This is a genomic window from Pseudoalteromonas sp. JC3 (assembly GCF_030291895.1).
Taxonomy (GTDB): domain Bacteria; phylum Pseudomonadota; class Gammaproteobacteria; order Enterobacterales; family Alteromonadaceae; genus Pseudoalteromonas.
Window position 1 is genome coordinate 554,877 of the sequence record NZ_CP127856.1, and the last position, 19,900, is coordinate 574,776.

Genomic DNA, 19,900 nt, shown 5'->3' on the forward strand with positions numbered 1-19,900 from the left:
TCAAAAAATGTTAATCAAGGACTCTCCATGAGCAAGTATGTCACTCATTCAGGCTTCCAAATTGCGACTCCACTGGCGCACTTTGTTGAGCAATCTCTACTTCCCGGTACGGGGATCGCGGTCAATCAATTTTGGCAAGGCGTAGTGGATATTTTTTCGGAACTTGGGAAGCAAAACCAAGCGTTACTCAACAAACGCGATACCCTGCAACAGCAAATTGACGATTACCATCTCTCTCATCCTGATTGGCAATCGGCAGAATATCGGACATTTCTTGAATCTATCGGCTATTTGCAGCCTGAGCCTGAAGATTTTGCCATCGAAACCGAGCATGTGGAGCCTGAAATTGCGAGCGCAGCCGGTCCTCAGTTAGTGGTGCCTGTCAGTAACGCAAGGTTTGCGCTCAATGCGGCGAATGCGCGTTGGGGCTCTTTGTATGATGCGCTCTATGGAACGGATGTTCTTGGCGAAGAGGATGGTGCTGAGCGTACTCAAGCCTATAATCCGAACCGTGGGTTTAAAGTCATGGCTTATGCTAGGCAATTCCTCGATAAAGCACTGCCGTTGGCAGAAGGCTCTCACATAGAAAGTACGAACTACGCGATTCTAGACGGCAATTTGGTGATTACACTCAACGACAGCACCCAAGTTGCACTGCAAAAGCCTGATCAGCTGGTGGGTTATCAGGGGGAGGCACAAAATCCAAGCGCGGTATTGCTGCGCCACCATGATCTGCATATTGAGATCCAAATTGATCCACACCATCCGATCGGACAGGCAGACAAAGCCGGGATCAAAGATGTCGTCCTTGAGGCTGCACTTACGACAATCATGGATTGTGAAGACTCAGTTGCGGCGGTGGATGCACAAGACAAAGTATTGGTATACCAAAATTGGTTAGGCTTGATGAAAGGGAGCTTGAGTGAGACCTTCGAAAAGTCAGGTCAATCGTTGACTCGGACGCTAAATGCCGACCGAAGTTACGTAGATACACAAGGCCAGCGTATGACACTAAAAGGTCGCTCTATGATGTTTGTGCGCAATGTTGGCCACCTAATGACAACGCCAGCGGTACTGGATGCAGAAGGTAACGAGCAGTTTGAAGGGATCTTAGATGCCATCATGACAAGCACGGCTGCGCTGCATGATTTACAAGGCAATAGTCCGTTCAAAAACTCGACGGCAGCAAGTATCAATATCGTGAAACCGAAGATGCACGGGCCTGAAGAAGTCGCTTTCACTGATACCCTATTTAGTCGTGTTGAAGCGCTGCTCTCGCTACCCAAAAATACCATTAAAATGGGGATTATGGATGAAGAGCGCCGTACTTCGGTAAACTTAAAAGCGTGTATTGCTGCCGCTAAGCAGCGTGTAGTATTTATCAATACTGGCTTTTTGGATAGAACAGGCGATGAAATTCATACCTCAATGCTGGCGGGCCCTGTATTGCCCAAAGTGGCAATTAAAGGACAGTCTTGGATAGCGGCCTATGAAGATCAAAATGTGGATATTGGCCTTAAAACCGGTTTTAGGAAAAAGGCACAAATAGGCAAAGGAATGTGGCCAATGCCAGATAAAATGGCGCTGATGATGGAGCAAAAGCAAGGCCATCCTGAGTCTGGTGCTAATACTGCATGGGTGCCCTCTCCTACCGCAGCAACGCTCCATGCGATGCACTATCACTATGTGGATGTGTTTGCACGCCAACTTGAGATAAAAACACGTCAGCAAGCATCGCTCGATAACTTACTTACGCCCCCGTTGATGTTAGAAAACGATTTGTCTGCGGAGGATATTCAAGCCGAATTAGACAATAATGCGCAGGGCATTTTGGGCTACGTGGTGCGCTGGATAGATCAAGGTGTAGGTTGCTCAAAAGTGCCTGATATCAATCACGTTGGATTAATGGAAGACAGAGCAACGCTTAGGATTTCAAGCCAGCATATCGCCAATTGGTTATATCATGGCATTTGTAGCGAAGAACAAGTAGAAAAAACCTTTAGACGCATGGCGGCTGTAGTAGATGGTCAAAACGAAGGTGACAGCCTCTACCAACCAATGCTCAATGACCATAAACCGCTTAGTGAAAACCTCGCCTATAAAGCGGCGTTATCTTTGGTATTTGAAGGCCGAGTACAACCCAATGGTTACACCGAGCCGCTACTTCACGCCTATCGACAAGCCTATAAGCAGCAGGCTAATTAGCACCTTTTCATTTCGACGTCACTCAAATCAAGGCTGGTCAATCCAGCCTTTTTGGTTTTTCTGCTTGTGTCGAGGTAAACCTCGACCTACATGGGCTATATTTGCGACACGACAATCAAAGGTACTCGTGTTGAAACACCGTTGAGTGCAATTTTGTGGATCATTTCATCTATGGTAGTGCAGCAATCACTGAGAATGTAGACATTGTACTGCTCCGCCGATTTCGATAGCGCGGTATGGGTTACACAGTTCTGTGTCATCATGCCGCAGATATATAAAGTGTCGATACCTTTAGATTGGAGCAAATCGTTTAAGGAGGTTTGCTCAAAGCTGTCGGCATAGGACTTTACGATATGGTGGCCGTTTTCTTGCGTTTGGCGTAGGCCATTATGAAGCTCGACACCGCTTGTGTCGGCATTGAAAAATGGTGCTTTTCCTTGCTCTGGATTAGCTATGTGCTGGACATAAATGACTTCCATGTTTTGCTCTGCTGCTTTTTGGATAGCTGTATTGATGTTTGCTAGTGTATTTTCGCTATTCCATAGCGGGAAAAGTCCTCCAGGAAAGTAGTCATTTTGAATATCGATAACCAATAGTGCGCTGTTGTTCATTTTTTACCTCGTTAGTTAGTTTGCAGAGGTATTGTGCTGGAGTTGTAACTTTGACTGGAGTGTCTAAAATGACATTTTTGAGTTCAAATTCGACAATGTAGATGAAACCAATCAAAGTGGCGATTTGTCACTATCCTCATGCGATGAAGTCGGCTGTGTATGGTCTAGAAGAGCTGTTTTTTCTAGCAGATAGAATTTGTATCGAAGAGTCACAGGATACCCGCTTTACAACACATGTTGTCACCTTTAGTAGTGCTGTAAAGGGGGATTACAATATTGTGTTATTGCCGCCGAGTGTTAGTTCTGATTATTACCTTAAACCTGAACCTCAATTACTTGCTTGGTTAACCGAGCAGCACCAACGAGGTGCAGTTATCGCCTCTGCCTGTGCGGGGGCTTTTATACTTGCGGCCTCGGGGCTAAGTCATCAGCGCTTACTTACCACGCATTGGGGGTTAACTGAGGCATTTAAACGGCACTTTCCTAACCAGTCTATTGATACACGAAAAATTTTAATCGATCACAATGATATTATGTCGGCTGGCGGCATGATGTCATGGCTTGATCTTGGATTAGAGCTAGTCAAAAAATATAGCTGTCACTTAGTCATGCGCAAGTTAGGCAAAACGCTTGTCGTAGATACGGCTCAGCGGGAGCAGAGCTACTATCATCAATTTCAGCCAAACTTTCAACATGGTGACGATGCTGTGCTGCGCGCTCAGCAATATATTAACACCCATTATGGTCACAATATTTCAATTACAGAACTAGCTGATATCGCTCTACTTACGCAAAGAACCTTACAGCGACGTTTTGCTAAGGTGCTCGGACTCAATCCAAATCAATATCTGCAACGGTTTCGGGTGCAGAAAATGTGTGATTTATTAGAAAGCACGAGCAAACCATTTGATTGGATTGCGCACCAGGTAGGATACGAGGATACGACAGCCTGCCGTAAGGTGTTTAATAAGTGTATGGGCTTAACACCAAGCGAGTTTCGAAAACGTTTCTAGCTAACCTGAACCCAGGATAACAACTTGTTCTCTAGCAGCTGTTATCCCTTACTACTGCGTTAAATTTGCTTGCAATAGGCCAGCTATTGACGCACAAATTTGCCTTGTACTAAGAAATAACTTCTGGCTAGAGTGATATTACGCTTTTGAACTTAGGTATTTTAGTATCTTAACTTACTTCTTACCCCGAGTTCAGGTTAGTTATTTAAACTTGACTTAAAGTAAAAAATATTTGACTTGTTGTTGGTCAAAGTTTACGCTTTTAATGTAAAAAATACTTAACCTTGAGTAAAGTGAGGGTAACATGGAAAGCAATAATAAGATTAAAGCGTTTTTAGACTCGTTGAGTTTCCGTGACTTAACGGTTGCGATAGAGTTTTTGGTAACAGGTTATATCTTGTATTTTTATTTAGGCGAAATAACAGCGGCTACAGAGCAGTTACGTCAAGATCCGAGTTGGGTATCAGGATTGTTGCTTAAGGTGATTATTATTTCTATCGTGACATCTATTGCAGGTCAGCTGCTACTGAGCTTTGTTAGCGATAAAGATATGGATAAGCCGTTAGATGAGCGTGAAAAGTTGATTGCACTATCTGGGTGCAAACCTGCCTACTGGGTGCTTCAGGTTGGTGTGTGTATCTCTATTTTCCAGTATTCTGCCGAAGCGCAAGATTGGTCGCAAGCGCTTCCTTTTGAACTACCGTTTGCACCACTTCATATTTTAGTGATTGCATTTTTGCTGGCTGAATTGGTCGGTTATGGAACCCAGCTTGTCAAAGCTCGTTTGGGAGCTGTGTATGGCTGATTTACCAATAAAAAACAAAATCAGAATGCTACGCTTTATGAGCGGTGAAATGACACAAAAAGAGCTTGCTGAGCGAGTGGGTGTTACGAGACAAACGATTATGGCCATTGAAGCTGCCAAGTACTCCCCTTCGCTTGAAGTCGCCTTTAAAATCGCTCATGTATTTAATGTACCTATCGAAGAAGTATTCGAATATCAGCCATAAAGTGCAAAACAAGCGTGATGTAAAGGGGGTTTACGTCACGCTTTTTTGTTTCTGTGAGCACCGATACGTTTTTTGACTTAAATAGTTTAATAATTAGGCATTGTAATCTAGGCTTTAGGTAAATATATTGTTACTACTAAAGATAGTGCCTATGCAATGAACTGAGTCGTCATGTTATAAGGCCGATTGTCATAGACTTGCTCACGAGGTGTCATGGTTAAGCAGTACATATCAGTGAATAACTTGATTGGCATGGCTATATTAGTGTGGGGTTTGGTATTTCCCCCTGTCAGTGCGAGCGAATGCAGTAAAACGGTGAATATTGGCGTTGTTGCCGATTGGCCGCCATTAACTGTGTTTGATGAGCTCGGGCCTTGGGGCCTAGACGTAGACATTGCCGAGATGGTGTTCCAGCATGTTGCCGTGTGTACCACCTATATTCGCCTCCCTTCCAGCGCTCGCACTTTTGAAGAAATGTCAAAAGGAGTGATAGATGTCGCGGTAATGGTTAGCTACACTAAAGATAGAGAAGCATACGGAGATTTCTCTCTGCCCTACCGTTTTGAACGTATGCGATTATTTTCGTTATCACCTCCCACAGCGCTTGCCGATTTAGCTTCATTACTAAAGCAATCGAAAACCATAGGGTTGAGCATCGGATCTTACTATGGAGAGGAACTTGATAAGCTTAAACAAGATCCCCACTATAAAGATCAGTTTGTGAGTATTGCCAGTGCGCAGCGGCGGGTTGAAATGTTAATGAAAGCGCGCGTTGATTTTATTGTGGATGATATGATCACGGGAAACTATTTTATCAAAGAGCGAGGGCTTGACGCTGCGCAGGCGTGGCCTTACGTGGTACATGATAACCAAGTACACTTTTTGCTGCGTAAAAATGTTTTTAGTGCGAGGCTGAAAAGTAAAATTGATGAGGCGATCTTAGCGCTTAAACCTAAGATTGAATTGTTAGTGGCGAGTTATCAGTCAAACGCTTCTTTTGGGGTTTCCACTGTCTCAAATAGGTTTCCTAGTTACCAACCGTTACCGCTTTCAAATCTTGACTAGCAAGGGTTTTTAGTCTTACTCAGTTCCCTCATTTGATTTTGATTTTTTCTAGCCAAACCAAACTTAATCAAATTGTCACATCAAAACGGTAAATTATCGCAAATACCTGCAAAATCTCAGATTTTTTAAAATTTTTTAAGATTTTTTGTAATCCTTTAAAACCCCTTAGCTATCATGGGATTAACCTAGGTACAAACGTCAAAAATTTGGCTTTTTACAAAAAGTCAACCTTGAAGTCTCATCTTTATCACCCTAAGCTTTATTTTAATTGAACGGTCAATTAATAAAAAGCTATGCCAAAAGTCGGAATGGAACCTGTTCGTCGTCAGCAGCTAATTGACGCCACTTTAGAGTCAGTTGCCGAGTTAGGATTACAAGCAACCACTATTAATAGTATCAGTAAAAGAGCGGGTCTCTCATCGGGGATCATCAGCCACTATTTTGGTGGCAAACAAGGCTTGATTGAAGCAACCGTGCGCTATCTATTAAACAACTTGAAATACAGTTTGTTGGACAAAACCTGCGGTGGTTGTAGTGCCGAGCAGCGACTCATGTATATCGTAGAAGCTAACTTTGCCATGGTACAGCAGCAGTCAAATACGACGCGTACCTGGTTGAGTTTTTGGGCGCAATCTATGCACGATGATGAACTTCACCGACTACAGCGCGTTAACAGTCGCCGTCTGCAGAGTAACCTAGCGACTTCGTTTGCTGTTTTTATGCCGCGAGCACAGGCAAAAGAAGCGGCTGAGCTTGCCGCCGGTATGATTGACGGACTTTGGTTAAGAGCGGTGCTAAGCAAAGCTGACCATCATGCGTTTCATCACAGTGAAACGCTCGCAAAACGCTACATTCAATCACTTATTAAGCAGTTTGGAGGATAATGTGACAGTCCCTGTATATCAAAATTTTATTCATGGCCAGTTCTTGGCAAACCACTCAGGCGAAAAGTTTGCAGTAAAAAATCCAGCAACGGATGAAGTGATCTACGAGGTAGAGGTTGCCGATAGTCATGTTCAGCAAGCTGCGATTGAAAGTGCCAAAGCGGGCTTTGCATTATGGTCAGCGATGGCGCCAATTGAGCGCAGTCGTGTTTTACATAAAGCGGTATCTCTGCTGCGCGAGCGCAATGATGAGCTTGCCAAGATTGAAGTGTTAGATACAGGTAAACCTTGGCAAGAGGCGGAATGTGTAGACATTCAAACAGGCGCTGATGTAATTGAATATTTTGCAGGGTTGGCTCCCGCTCAAGTTGGCACTCAGCAGCCTGTGGGAGGGGACTTTTTCTATACTCGCAAAGAGCCTCTAGGGATTTGTGCAGGCATTGGCGCGTGGAATTATCCACTGCAAATTGCGTGTTGGAAATCAGGCCCTGCACTTGCCGCTGGTAACGCCCTCATTTTCAAGCCATCGGAAGAAACACCACTAGGCGCGATTAAGCTGGCCGAAATATTTATTGAAGCCGGTATCCCTGCGGGCGTATTCAATGTGGTACAAGGTGCCGCTGAGGTGGGCCAATGGCTAACTACCAGCCCTGATATTGAAAAAGTATCGTTCACCGGTGAAGTGGGTACTGGCAAAAAAGTAATGCAAAGTGCGGCAAGCAATTTAAAAGAAGTGACGATGGAGCTAGGCGGCAAATCACCGCTTATCGTTTTTGAAGATGCTGATATCTCTCAAGCGATAAGTGCCGCGATGTTGGGCAACTTCTACACCCAAGGTGAAGTGTGTACCAACTGCACACGCGTATTTGTGCAGCGTAAGGTTTACGACGCCTTTTTAGCTGAGTTAAAGCAGCGTACCGAACAAAATATCATCGCGGGCGATCCGCTCGATCCAAACGTAAATCTTGGTGCCCTAATCTCAAAGCAGCATCACACACTGGTGATGGATTACATTGAAAAAGGTAAAGCTGAAGGTGCAACCGTACTGACCGGTGGTGAGGCACTTAGTCCTGAAACCGCGCCAAACGGCTACTTTGTCGCACCGACCGTATTTATCGACTGTCATGATGACATGACCATAGTGAAAGAAGAGATCTTTGGTCCAGTGATGTCGGTATTGGTATTTGATGACGAGGAAGAAGTCATTCAACGTGCAAACAACACCCACTTAGGTTTGGCTGCAGGTGTGTTTAGTAGAGATATTCAACGTGCACACCGTGTCATCCACCAGCTAGAGGCTGGTATTTGTTGGATCAATAGTTATGGCAACTCACCCGCTGAAATGCCCGTTGGAGGCTATAAGCAGTCGGGCATTGGCCGCGAAAATGGCATCGAGACGCTAGATCAATATACCCAGACTAAGTCTGTGTATGTTGGTATGAGCGATATTGAAAGTCCATTTTAATCGAGGAGTATGATGACTGATTTTGATTATATTATCGTAGGTGCAGGCTCTGCAGGCTGTGTGCTTGCAAACCGCCTATCGGAAAATCCAGCGCACAAAGTGCTACTACTCGAAACTGGCGGTAGTGATAAGAGTATTTTTATTCAGATGCCAACCGCGCTATCTATTCCAATGAATACCGATAAATATGCTTGGCAGTTCCATACTGAGCCCGAGCCGCACTTAGACAATCGCGTTATGCATTGTCCTCGCGGCAAGGTGCTTGGTGGTTCATCGTCAATCAATGGCATGGTGTACGTTCGAGGTCATGCTAAAGACTTTGACGAGTGGCAATACAGTGGTGCACAAGGTTGGGATTATCAGTCTTGTTTACCTTACTTCAAGCGCGCTGAATCTTGGTATTTAGGTGGCGACGAGTATCGTGGTGAGCAAGGTCCTCTTGGCACCAATAATGGTAATGAAATGGCAAACCCGCTCTATCGCGCCTTTATTAGCGCCGGTGAGCAAGCGGGTTATGCGTTTACTAAAGACTATAACGGTGAGCAGCAAGAAGGCTTTGGGCCAATGCATATGACCGTAAAAGGTGGTAAGCGTTGTTCATCAAGTCGCGCCTATTTAGATCCAATTAAACATCGCAGTAACCTCACCATAGTCACGGGTGCCTTGGTACAAAAAGTACTGTTAGATGGCAAAACCGCTACAGGCGTTGAATACAGTGTGAAAGGTAACCTGAAAATAGTGAATGCTGCAAAAGAAGTCATTTTGAGTGCGGGTTCAATCGGTTCACCGCACTTATTACAATTATCTGGCATTGGCGATAAAGAAGCGTTGACTGCCGCAGGCGTTGAAGTAAAAAACCATTTACCCGGAGTGGGCAAAAACCTTCAAGATCACTTGGAGTTTTATTTCCAATACAAGTGTAAGCAGCCCATCACCTTGAATGGCAAGTTGGGGTTAATTTCTAAAGGCTTGATCGGTGCAAGATGGTTACTTGATAAGTCAGGTCTTGGCGCGACCAACCACTTTGAGTCTTGTGCTTTTATTCGTTCGAAAGCGGGCGTTGAGTGGCCAGATCTTCAGTACCACTTTTTACCTGCAGCCATTCGCTATGATGGTAAAAGTGCCTTTGATGGTCATGGGTTCCAAGTTCATGTCGGCCACAATAAACCAAAGAGCCGTGGTGAAGTAACGATTAAATCAGCAGATCCAACGGTGGCGCCTAAAATACAGTTTAATTATCTGGCAGAACAAGAAGACATCGAAGGGTTTAGAGCATGTGTCAGGTTGACTCGTGAAATCATCGAGCAAAGTGCGTTTGATGACTTTAGACAGAGCGAGATCCAACCTGGTGAGCATATCCAAACCGATGAAGAAATTGATGCCTTTGTGCGTCAAGCGGTAGAAAGTGCTTATCACCCTTCTTGTTCATGCAAAATGGGTGAGGATGAAATGGCGGTTGTAGATTCACAAACCCGTGTGCACGGTGTAAAGGGGCTACGCGTTGTGGATTCATCTATCTTCCCAACCATTCCAAATGGCAACCTCAACGCGCCGACTATTATGGTCGCGGAAAAAGCAGCGGATATGATTTTAGGCAATTCACCACTTGCCGCTGAGGGAGCAAACGTTGCTATGACACAAAACTGGCAACAGGTTCAACGTAGTTCGGAGATCTAGTTTCGCCACTCGTATGGGAAAGTTCGTGCCCCATATGAGACCTGCAGTGGCACGCAGTGCAAATCGTTTGCACTGCGTTAATGCGGGAATAATGTAAATAAAAACAACGGAGAAAAAATGAGTTACTTCTATCAATTTTGGGAGGGTGACAATGACAGTATGGCTTAGTGCAGGCATCATTTTCACCCTATTGGCAATTGCCTTTATCTTATTGAAGTGGGGGAATTTACAGTGCGTTGGTGTTACACCGGTTAAAACGTTCACTTTTATTGCAATCTTATTTACTTCTGGCCTAGATGTTGGCCTCATCATGTTTCCGCTTACGGAGTTTGCGGGTTACGCAGACATAAAAGCAAGCCCAGAGTATGCATTTACTAATCCGCTGGCCATAGAGTTTGGTTTTTGGGGATTTTTAATCTGGGGGTTCTACTTTCTTACGTGCTTTTATTTCTGCGTAATAGAGCCCAAGGTAAAATTCTTTGAAATTCCTTGGGTTAAATTCATTAATAACCTAGTTATTATCGGTACTTGTGCGTTTACTGCATTCTTATTGTTGTCTAATCTACCTTGGTATTTACCCAGTTTAGGCGACGGTGAGTCGATTATTCCTAGTTTCTATCTGATTGTGTTTGCGGCGATTGCTTTTGCGGTTTACTCAAGCACTAGCCTTAAGTACGTGCGTTTTTTAAGTATCACGACAACATGGGTCTTTATCGGTTTAATCGCCTTTATGTGGGCGTCAGCGTTTGTCTTTGGTGACAGTGCAATGTCGAGCTATACCAACAACTTGGCACTGATCGGCGGTTACTTTACCAATTTAGATCAGTTTGTGTTGCCACTGAATGACTATCACGAGTTTTATCTGTTTTGGTGGTTTGCGTGGAGCATCATGATAGGGCAATTCACATCGCGTTTTGTCGGTGGCTTGAAAACCTATCAAGTGCTAGCGGCGATGTTAATTTTCCCGTCTATTCCAATCGCAGCATGGTTTAGTGTGCTTTATCACTACCATGAGGCTGGGATCCCTACTGCGGGTATTAAAAACTTTGCAATGGTCTTTGTTGGCGTGGTGTTTGTGATTAACTCACTCGACTCTTTGATCCGCCTATATACAGACAACCTTAACCTCACGGTTAGCCGTTTAGGAAAAAGAAACTATATTTTATTTAATATCGTGGCGTTATCACTGCTTACGCTGTTATTTAAACTAAACTTTTTACAGATCCAATGGGTTGGTGCGTTAGTTATAGGCTTGTTCTTCTCATGTTTTGGTTACATTGCTTATAGCAAATACAAAACTGTGAGCAAGATTGATAGCTCGCCAAAAGACAACCTTATCGACTTTAGAAAAATTGAATCAGTAAACTAGGGATACAACTACATGACAACCTTAAAGAAAACACTTTGTGCACTACCACTTTTACTCGCGTCTAACTATGCGGCGGCAGACTGGTCTGCAACCCTAACGGGTGTATCTGATTATACCTTTAACGGTGTGAGTCAAACGCAAAATGACCCAGCCCTACAAGGCAGTATAGATAAAGCCTTTTCAAACGGTGTATATGTTGGAAGCTGGGCGTCTAACGTCGATTTTGGTGGTGACACAGATCTAGAGTGGGACTTTTACGTTGGTCGCTTCGTCGAGCTGAACCAAAGCTGGAGCGTTGACTATGGTATTGCTTACTATTCTTATCATGGTGGTGACAACTCAAGCGACGGTAACTATCCAGAGATCTATACTAAGTTTGGTTACGCCAGTGAATTTGGCCAAACCGAATTTAATTTCTGGTACAGCTGGGATTATTTTGGTACCGAAGCGGGTCACACTATTGCGATGGTAGCACATACTTTTGAAATTGCAGAAGGTCATGCACTAAGAGCAAGCTTTGATATCTCCAATTCATTGGATGGCGATAAATATACGTGGGATGGTAACGATAAATCTTACAATCACTATCGCCTTGCTTATCAAACTGCATTTAAAGGGTTTGATATTGAAGTGGCGGCTGAAAATACGAGCCTAGATTGGGATACGGCAGATGAACGTATTGTACTTTCTGTGTCGAGAACATTTGCTTTGTAACTTGCATTAAGATGTGATGATTGTAATACCAGCCTAATCTAGGCTGGTATTTTTTTACGTTTAAGGCAAAATGTTTAAAAAGTGCACTGTAGTAAGAAAAACAATCATGAACCTCAATCAAGTTACGCTGCCTGTCGATGATATGACTGCAGCTTGTCAATTCTATCGAACGCTCGGCTTTACTCAAATTGTTGATACGCCGCATTATGCTCGATTTGAATGTCCTGAAGGTAATGCAACCTTCTCCTTGTCGCTAGAAGTGCCCCCTATCAGCAATGGTGCAGTTATTTACTTTGAACATGAACAGTTAGATGAGTGGGTCTCAGAGCTAGAGACTCGAGGTATTTTATTTGAGCAGCTCCCGACTGAACAGCGCTACCTGTGGCGAGAAGCGATACTGTTTGATCCTGCAGGAAATAAGATAAAATTGTACTGGGCTGGTGAAAATCGATTAGACCCTCCTTGGCGTGTGGAACTCAAGGGATTTTAGAAAACTCCAAACTTATTCATTTAATGTTAAATTATATTTTACAAATATTGTTAAATTATGTAACTTTAATGGCGACTGTACAGCTAGGCAAGAGGTCCGAGTGGAGTCGCTAAAGTTGGGGGATTTTTAATTAATCGCCTGATGGATTGTTTTGAAAGATTGAGAGCGATGTATTGAACATTTCTATCGATCAAGTTGTACCATTCTCCCAATTTGCCGCTACTAGATAAATGGATGTGCTTGTTGCGGCAAATTATTTCTCTATCCTTGACTAATTGCTAGGCCCTAGTTTCAAGCTTATGAACTTTCTAAAAGATATTCCTGCTGATTTAACTGAAGAAGTTTTTGAGACGGTACTTTCTCATTCAAATATTCGTATTGAACGGATAGTATCAAACGGCCATACCTCTCCTAGCTCTGGATATTATGACCAAGATGAAAACGAGTGGGTGCTGGTGTTGCAGGGCTGCGCTGAACTAATCTTTGGTGACGGTAAAACGATAACCTTAAAAGCGGGTGATAGCCTTAACATTCCCGCACACCAAAAGCACAAAGTAAGCTACACAGACACTTTAGAGCCAACTATTTGGCTTGCTATTTTTTACTAATCAAAACTTAGGTTAAATAAAACTAAAGTCGCCAACAAAGACTTGGCTGTCGTTGGAAACTTGGGTAAACCACTCTTTTAGGCTTTCAATTGCAGCGGTTGTTTTTGCTGCAACAGTATTGCGGTGTGGCGTCACGGCATAAACACTATATTCTCTTAATGACCACTCAGTACACAATCTTTTAAGTCTACCTGATGAAAGGTGGTGCCTAATTTCTGGTTCAGGTAAAACACCATAGCCGATGCCATCTAGCGTGAGCTGAATGCAAGCCTGCATATTATTCACCATAAAACGTGCTGTTGGCAGCGCCACTTGCTGATGAGTTTGTTGATGGCTCAAATGATAGGGGTTTTGTTTGCTACTCGAATGACCAATCAAAGCGTGAGGCGCTAAGCTTTCTGGGTGCGATATATTGAGTTGTGCCAATGGATGGTGGCAACTAACGCAGGGGATAAGTTGCCAGTCAGCAAGATGACGAGCAATGAGGTTTGAGTCCTGTAAAGGGCCTATACAGATAGCCAAGTCGACACCTTCAGTAATGATGTCAATGGGCTCGTCAGTCAGGATCAAATCGACTTTTATTTGTGGAAACTGTTCACTCAAATAGCGCAGTGGCTTACTGAGTAGCCCTCCTCCAAACCCGATGGGGGCAGAAATCTTCAATATGCCAGATGGCGTATGTTGTAATAACTCAAGTTCATGCTCTGCCTGTTCTGCGGTTTGCAGTATTTGTATCGCGGACTTGTAATAGATAGTACCAGCTTCAGTGAGTGTTAGGCTGCGAGTATTACGATTAAATAAACTTAGGCCTATGTCTTGCTCTAATTTACTGATCTGCTGGCTAACGGCTGAGGTGGTCATGTGCAATAAGTCAGCGGCTTTGCTCATACTGCCTGCTTCTACTGTTTTGGCGAACACTTTAAGTCCGCGAGTCAATTTTTGATTCATTGTTAAGCCCTGCTTAAAATACCTTTAAGAAAAATCGCATTGCTCCAAAATACGCAATCATCATAACATTACAAATGAAAATAATTGTTATTTATCTTGTATTCTATCATGGAGGTTTCTCGATGTTGATGGCCTGTCGTAGTTTGGCGCCACTCTCTTTAGCTGTTGCAGCTGCCCTGCCTTTTTCCTCACTTGCACAAAGTGATGCAAAATCAGAAATAAAAGAAGAGATGGAAGTGATCGTCGTATCCGCTTCTGGATTTGAGCAACTGCTAAAAAATGCGCCGGCGTCTGTTAGCGTTATCAACCAAGAGGAGCTACAGCAGCGCTTTTATCGAGACCTTACCGATGCCATGACAGATGTTCCCGGAGTTGTAGTAACTGGAGGCGGAGACAGGGAAGATATTAGCCTTCGCGGCATGGGCAGTCAGTACACGCTTATCTTAGTCGACGGGCAAAGACAAAGTTCGCGTGAGACTCGGCCAAATAGTGACGGTCCAGGTGTTGAAGGTGCATGGACGCCTCCTGTTGCTGCCATCGAACGTATCGAAGTTGTACGCGGGCCTATGTCTTCGCTGTATGGCTCTGATGCAATTGGCGGCGTAATTAACATTATCACTAAAAAAACGCCTGACGAGTGGCACGGAGAAGTCAGAGTTGATGCAACCAGCCAAGAAAACAGTCGCTCAGGTGATATTTATCAGGCTAATTTCTTTGCAGCAGGCTCGCTAATCAAAGATACCTTAGGGGTACAAATTTACGGCCAAACTACGCACAGAGATGAAGACGAAATCGTGTCTGGCTTTAGAGGTCGCGATGCAGATACGCTGAAGGTAAAACTGGCCTATACACCATCAGATGAACACGAATGGTTATTGGATTATGGTATTGCTTCACAAACGCTTGATACGACGCTAGGTAAAACAGTAGCACCGCTTGCGCCAGGTGAGCCGTGTGGCCGCCGTGGTTGTCCTGAGTCCACTACAACCGAATACGATAGTGAGTCAATCTCTTTGACGCATAACGGTTATTGGTCATTTGGTAGCTCTCGTAGTTACCTAAAACATGAAGAGTTTGATAATAAATCCCGCGAGATGACGGTCAAAAACGTAGACTTCCAGTCTCTTTGGACGTTACCGCTTGGCGAGTCTCATACTAGCTCAATCGGTGTTGCCTATCTTAATGAAGATTTGACCGACAAAACCAGTAACCGCATTAGTGATTTGCAGCAAGTCGACAACGATCAGTGGTCGGTATTTGCTGAGGATGAGTGGCGCATCGTTGAGCCATTTGCCCTGACTATGGGCCTACGCTACGACAAAGACGGTAACTTTGGCGGCCACGTTAGCCCGCGCTTATACGGTGTTTATACTGCATCAGAGGCGGTGACGGTTAAAGGTGGGATCTCAACCGGATTTAGAGCGCCGAACTTGCGTCAAAGTACTGCGGCGTGGGGCCAAGTGAGTCGTGGTGGCAATATTTATGGAAATCCAGACTTAAGCCCTGAAACCTCAATTAATTACGAGGTAGGTGTATACGTTGAGCTTGCTAAAGGGATCAGCACCTCAGCAACGGTATTCTATAACGAGTTTGATGATAAAATTTCACGGGTTTCGTGCCCACTAACTCAATGCACGGACGGCCCTAACGAGTTTGGCTCGTTACCGACAACCTATGTCAACGTTGATGAAGCCGTAACCCAAGGTGGTGAAATTAGCTTCTCGGGTCAATTGACGGAAAAACTAAAGCTTAGCGCAAACTATACCTACACAGATTCGGAGCAAAAAACCGGAGTGTATGCTGGTAGCCCATTAAACCAGTTACCTAAACATTTGTTCCAAACTTCGCTTAATTATCAGTATTCGGATGAGCTGAGCACGTGGTTACGTTTCCATTATCGTGGTGAAGAAAGCCAGCCTGTAACAGGGCCTTCGCAAAGTAGCTTAGTCGCACCTTCGTATAACCTAACTGATTTAGGTGCAAATTATCAACTGAACGAAGCAATTAAGCTTGGATTTGGGATTTACAACCTCTTCGATGAAGAAATTACTGAAGCAGAATACGGCTACTTTGAAGATGGTCGTCGCTATTGGGCTTCATTGGCGTGGAGCTTTTAATGACACGAGCTCGCTCAGCGGCTAAGTCGTCGAATCGGCGACTTAAAAAGCTGTTTGATTGGCGCACTTGGCATTGGATGAGCTCTGCCGTGTGTTTGGTGGGAATGCTGCTGTTTGCCGTGACTGGGATCACCTTAAATCACGCAAGCCAGATAGAAGCTGCACCTACTACATATGCTAAAGAAGCGGTGCTGCCAAGCGCTTTGTTGACCCAGCTTAACGCGGCGGCAGAGCAAACAGCGCTGCCGCACAGCTTTCAATCTTGGTATCAGTCACACACAGGCTCGGCGTTACCTGCACTACAGCAAGTGCAGTGGAGTGAGTACGAATTGTATGTTGCGCTGCCAAGAGCTGGTGGCGATGGCTGGTTTAGCATCGCCCTTGATAGCGGTGAGTTTTATCAAGAGATCACGGATCGTGGTTGGGTATCATACCTTAACGATCTTCACAAAGGACGTAATACAGGATTTGCATGGCGTATGTTTATTGATGTGTTTTCAGTAGCTTGTGTAGTGTTTTCACTCACAGGGTTATGGCTTTTATACAAGCATTCTCGAGGAAGAAAGTCGACTTGGCCGCTCGTAGCAGCAGGCTTTGTATTACCTGTTTTAGTGCTGATGGTACCCGCGCACGCTAAAGCTGATGAAGTTGAAATCACTATCCCGCGCTTAAACGTTGCGGAATATCACCCACCTTATGTAGCAGTATGGCTGGCAGACAGCAAGCAACAGCGAGTTGCCGATATTGCCGTTTGGTATGACGTTAACATGGCCGATAAAGAGGGTGAAAAGTGGTTAAAAGACTTACGCCTTTGGTGGCGTAGAAGCGGTCGTAGCCTATCCATGCCTGTAGATGGCGTGACTGGTGCGACAAGGCGTCCAGGTACGGCAAAGATTGATTTAACCCCTTGGCGCGATGAGTTTAAAGCTTTACCTGCGGGTGAGTACACGCTGTTTGTAGAGGCTGCTCGTGAGCTTGGAGGTCGTGAAGTATTGAAACTGCCAGTGACCTTACCTATCACTGCGCCTGTCACTGTGATTGCAGAAGGTAAATCGGAACTCGCTACAACAATTTTAACAATGGAGCCTTAATCGTGAAAATTTCAACGTTAGTTTCTGGTGTCTTAGTTGCCTTAGCCGCATATAGCCCGTTAAGTGAAGCACACCGAGTATGGATAAAGCCAAGTACCACCGTGGTATCTGGTGACAGCGAATGGATCACGTTTGATGCTGCCATCGCCAACGGGATCTTTAACCCAGATCATTATGCTTATCCACTAGAGCGCCTATCTGCACTGTCTCCTTCTGGTAGCAAGGTTGAGCTTAAGAACGCCGCAAAACTTAAGTATCGCAGTGTGTTTGACATTGAGCTCAATCAGCAAGGCACTTACAAAGTGTTTAATCAAAGTCGCTCGCTGGTGGCGCGCTGGACTGATGAAAACGGTGAAAAGCATTACTGGCCAGGACGCGGCAAAGTTGGTTCAGTAGAAGCCTTTAACAAAGAAGTACCAAAAACGGCAAAAGATTTAAGTGTGACCGACGTTGCAAGACGATTAGAAGTATTTGTAACTTTGGGCGCACCAAATAATACCGCGCTTAAGCCAACCGGCAAAGGGCTAGAACTAAACCCGGTTACTCACCCTAATGATTTGTACACCGGTGAACCAATTACCTTGCAGTATACGATGGATGGTGAACCTGCCAAGGGTGCAGAAGTGATAGTGGTACGTCAGGATGAAAAGTACCGTGATAACAGTCAACCAAGCAAATATACAACGAATGCCAAAGGTGAAGTGACGCTAACACTATCTGAGCCAGGCATGTATTGGTTTGAAGTGGAATATGAAGACGACAAAGCACAAGCACCCGCCACAAAACGTGCCGGCAGCTATGTCACGACCCTCGAGGTATTACCGCTTTAATCCATCGTCCCCATGTGGTTTGAGACGTGCAGTCGTCTCAGCCCATTTAATTTAGTGGTCATAACAGAGACGCCACTAAGTGCCCAAAGGGGGAGGCGTTCCTTCCTCCCCCTTTTCTTCCTTCTATGACTATTAATCACGCAGCGGTAGAACTTTTATGTTGGTAAGCTGACTGCAAAAATACTCATTGTGAGAGACCAGTATAAATCCACAAGGAAGCTGATTAAGCATGGCAGCAAGCTCTTCTTGTGCTTCGAGGTCGAGGTGATTATCCGGCTCGTCAAGCAATAAAAAGCCTTGCAGTTGCACGGCCAGCACGATGGCCGCTTTCATTCTCTCGCCACCACTGAGACTCGTGATAGGTCCTGAAATCTTATCTAGACTCAGACCAACGCTTGCAAAGCTGGTGATGATATTATGATGTGGCGTGTCAAGTGAGCGCTCGGCAATATCTAAAACGCTATGGTCCTGTTCAAGCCAAGCGCAATGCTGATCTAAGTAAATACATGTTGTTGGGCGCTGGATTTCTCCGCGCTTTAACTCTAGCTTACCTGCAAGGGTTTTAAGCAAGGTCGATTTTCCGATGCCATTTTCTCCAATTACCCTGAGCTTTTGTGTTGTATCCGCAAAAAGGTTCAGTGTCTTTTCCGGTCCAAAGCACAGTTCGGCTTCACATAAGCGGATCTTTTCTTTCGCTCGCAGAGCTGAATTAAAATGAAACTGCTGTTTGTCTTCTCGATAGTAAACTGCATTTTTCTTAACCCTATCTTGAGCTTGCTGAATTTTATGGGTTTGTCCGGCATGACGCTTACTTCCTCTGTCTGACTTAAAGTCAGTAACCAGTTTACTTTGGCTACCAGCGCGCACTTGTGCTTTTCCTTTACTGGCCTGCCGTTGATGTTGCAGATCCGCTGCAATCATGGCTTGTTTAAGTGCTTTTTGTGCTGCGCGATTTGCCAAATGTTGTTGTTTTTGTCGAGCTTGAGTTTGAAGGAGTGTCTCTCTGAAGGCGTCAAATCCAAGCGAGTGATGAGTTAGCTCCCCCTGTTTTATGTGCAGTATATGGTCGGCTGCATCCAATAAAATAGGATCGTGTGTGACGGCAACCACACCATGTTTGTGGTGCTTTAGCTGCTCAGCTAGCCAGTGCTTATTGACGCTGTCCATGTGGTTACTCGGCTCATCCAGTAATAGGATTGCAGGCTGAGATTGTAGTATCTCAATATAAACACGCATTCGCTCTCCTGGACTAAGCCTTGTAAAGGGGGTTTCCAAAGTGAGTTCTAGCGGTGCAAGTGTTGCTTGCCAACTTGATTCTAACTGCCAATCATCTGAGATTAAGTCAAAATCGTGCTCAGAGGCTAACCCCTGATGGGCTCGATGCAGTGCTACTAGCTTCTCTTTAAGCCCGAGTAGTTCAGAAACGGTGGTAAAGCGGTTAGTCGCATCTTGTGGGAGATAGAAGCATTTTCCATGGCTTTGTCGCTCGCCCGAGGTTAGAGGCTGTTCACCGGATAAGACTTTGAGTAAGTGTGATTTGCCCGCCCCATTTGGGCCCGTTATCGCAATAAATTGCCGCTCTATTGTTAAGTCGAAATCGCTAAATAAACATTGACCATTTGCAAGCGTCAAGTTTGCTTGCTTTACCTGTATCCAAGGCATCATTAATGCTCCTAGTTGCAGCAGTGCAAAAGGCTAAAGGCACAAAGACTCGTAAAAGCGGTAAAAAGTAAAATAGAAAATGAGAGTCTATAGATTGGTCTGAGAAGCCTCAAAGATAACCATAAGCCTTGCACTGGAAAT

General features: G+C 44.6%; 18 protein-coding genes. 15 read left to right on the forward strand and 3 right to left on the reverse strand.

From position 1 onward, the window contains the following. Window positions 1–27: 27 nt before the first annotated feature. Window positions 28–2,205, forward strand: coding sequence for a malate synthase G (locus QSH61_RS21120; RefSeq protein ID WP_206473733.1), 2,178 nt, complete (start codon window positions 28–30; stop codon window positions 2,203–2,205). A gap of 95 nt (window positions 2,206–2,300) precedes the next feature. On the opposite strand, the gene QSH61_RS21125 is transcribed toward QSH61_RS21120, so the two are convergent. Then, window positions 2,301–2,816, reverse strand: coding sequence for a cysteine hydrolase family protein (locus QSH61_RS21125; RefSeq protein ID WP_010605542.1), 516 nt, complete (start codon window positions 2,814–2,816; stop codon window positions 2,301–2,303). A gap of 101 nt (window positions 2,817–2,917) precedes the next feature. Here QSH61_RS21125 and QSH61_RS21130 point away from each other — a divergent pair, with 101 nt between their 5' ends. The 11 genes from QSH61_RS21130 (at window position 2,918) to QSH61_RS21180 (ending at window position 13,111) form a co-directional block, all read left to right on the forward strand. Continuing rightward, window positions 2,918–3,829, forward strand: a complete 912-nt coding sequence (locus QSH61_RS21130; protein WP_206473732.1) for a GlxA family transcriptional regulator — start codon at window positions 2,918–2,920, stop codon at window positions 3,827–3,829. 304 nt (window positions 3,830–4,133) lie between these two features. Then, window positions 4,134–4,634, forward strand: a complete 501-nt coding sequence (locus QSH61_RS21135; RefSeq protein WP_206473731.1) for a hypothetical protein — start codon at window positions 4,134–4,136, stop codon at window positions 4,632–4,634. Continuing rightward, on the forward strand, window positions 4,627–4,839 hold the full coding sequence (locus QSH61_RS21140) for a helix-turn-helix transcriptional regulator (protein ID WP_010605545.1): 213 nt from the start codon (window positions 4,627–4,629) through the stop codon (window positions 4,837–4,839). Before QSH61_RS21135 ends, QSH61_RS21140 begins: the two co-directional genes overlap by 8 nt. Before the next feature lie 213 nt (window positions 4,840–5,052). Beyond that, window positions 5,053–5,904, forward strand: coding sequence for a substrate-binding periplasmic protein (locus QSH61_RS21145; RefSeq protein WP_206473730.1), 852 nt, complete (start codon window positions 5,053–5,055; stop codon window positions 5,902–5,904). Between the two features lie 293 nt (window positions 5,905–6,197). Next, on the forward strand, window positions 6,198–6,788 hold the full coding sequence (gene betI / locus QSH61_RS21150; protein WP_206473728.1) for a transcriptional regulator BetI: 591 nt from the start codon (window positions 6,198–6,200) through the stop codon (window positions 6,786–6,788). A 1-nt stretch (window position 6,789) separates the two neighbouring features. Then, the gene (gene betB / locus QSH61_RS21155; RefSeq protein WP_206473726.1) at window positions 6,790–8,253 is read left to right on the forward strand and encodes a betaine-aldehyde dehydrogenase; all 1,464 of its coding nucleotides are present in this window, start codon (window positions 6,790–6,792) and stop codon (window positions 8,251–8,253) included. Window positions 8,254–8,262: 9 nt separating this feature from the next. Continuing rightward, entirely contained in the window at window positions 8,263–9,930 is a 1,668-nt protein-coding gene (gene betA, locus QSH61_RS21160; protein ID WP_206473725.1) for a choline dehydrogenase, read from the forward strand. 151 nt (window positions 9,931–10,081) lie between these two features. After that, the gene (locus tag QSH61_RS21165) at window positions 10,082–11,299 is read left to right on the forward strand and encodes a BCCT family transporter (RefSeq protein WP_174169141.1); all 1,218 of its coding nucleotides are present in this window, start codon (window positions 10,082–10,084) and stop codon (window positions 11,297–11,299) included. Window positions 11,300–11,311: 12 nt separating this feature from the next. After that, on the forward strand, window positions 11,312–12,013 hold the full coding sequence (locus QSH61_RS21170) for a TorF family putative porin (RefSeq protein WP_206473723.1): 702 nt from the start codon (window positions 11,312–11,314) through the stop codon (window positions 12,011–12,013). Between the two features lie 106 nt (window positions 12,014–12,119). After that, complete coding sequence (locus QSH61_RS21175) at window positions 12,120–12,503, forward strand: VOC family protein (protein ID WP_102058155.1); 384 nt, start codon at window positions 12,120–12,122, stop codon at window positions 12,501–12,503. A gap of 299 nt (window positions 12,504–12,802) precedes the next feature. Continuing rightward, complete coding sequence (locus QSH61_RS21180; RefSeq protein WP_102058156.1) at window positions 12,803–13,111, forward strand: cupin domain-containing protein; 309 nt, start codon at window positions 12,803–12,805, stop codon at window positions 13,109–13,111. A gap of 12 nt (window positions 13,112–13,123) precedes the next feature. Here QSH61_RS21180 and QSH61_RS21185 read toward each other — a convergent pair whose 3' ends face one another. Continuing rightward, on the reverse strand, window positions 13,124–14,059 hold the full coding sequence (locus QSH61_RS21185; RefSeq protein ID WP_010605554.1) for a LysR family transcriptional regulator: 936 nt from the start codon (window positions 14,057–14,059) through the stop codon (window positions 13,124–13,126). Window positions 14,060–14,181: 122 nt separating this feature from the next. Here QSH61_RS21185 and QSH61_RS21190 point away from each other — a divergent pair, with 122 nt between their 5' ends. Genes QSH61_RS21190 through QSH61_RS21200 form a run of 3 tightly spaced genes read left to right on the forward strand, consistent with a single transcriptional unit; the run spans window position 14,182 to window position 18,097 of the window. Next, on the forward strand, window positions 14,182–16,176 hold the full coding sequence (locus tag QSH61_RS21190; protein WP_206473742.1) for a ligand-gated channel protein: 1,995 nt from the start codon (window positions 14,182–14,184) through the stop codon (window positions 16,174–16,176). After that, on the forward strand, window positions 16,176–17,267 hold the full coding sequence (locus QSH61_RS21195) for a PepSY-associated TM helix domain-containing protein (RefSeq protein WP_010605556.1): 1,092 nt from the start codon (window positions 16,176–16,178) through the stop codon (window positions 17,265–17,267). Before QSH61_RS21190 ends, QSH61_RS21195 begins: the two co-directional genes overlap by 1 nt. Window positions 17,268–17,269: 2 nt before the next feature. Then, window positions 17,270–18,097: a DUF4198 domain-containing protein gene (locus QSH61_RS21200; RefSeq protein ID WP_010605557.1), complete on the forward strand. Its 828-nt coding sequence runs from the start codon at window positions 17,270–17,272 to the stop codon at window positions 18,095–18,097. A gap of 132 nt (window positions 18,098–18,229) precedes the next feature. Here QSH61_RS21200 and QSH61_RS21205 read toward each other — a convergent pair whose 3' ends face one another. Further along, window positions 18,230–19,762: an ATP-binding cassette domain-containing protein gene (locus QSH61_RS21205; protein WP_248298763.1), complete on the reverse strand. Its 1,533-nt coding sequence runs from the start codon at window positions 19,760–19,762 to the stop codon at window positions 18,230–18,232. Window positions 19,763–19,900: the final 138 nt, after the last annotated feature.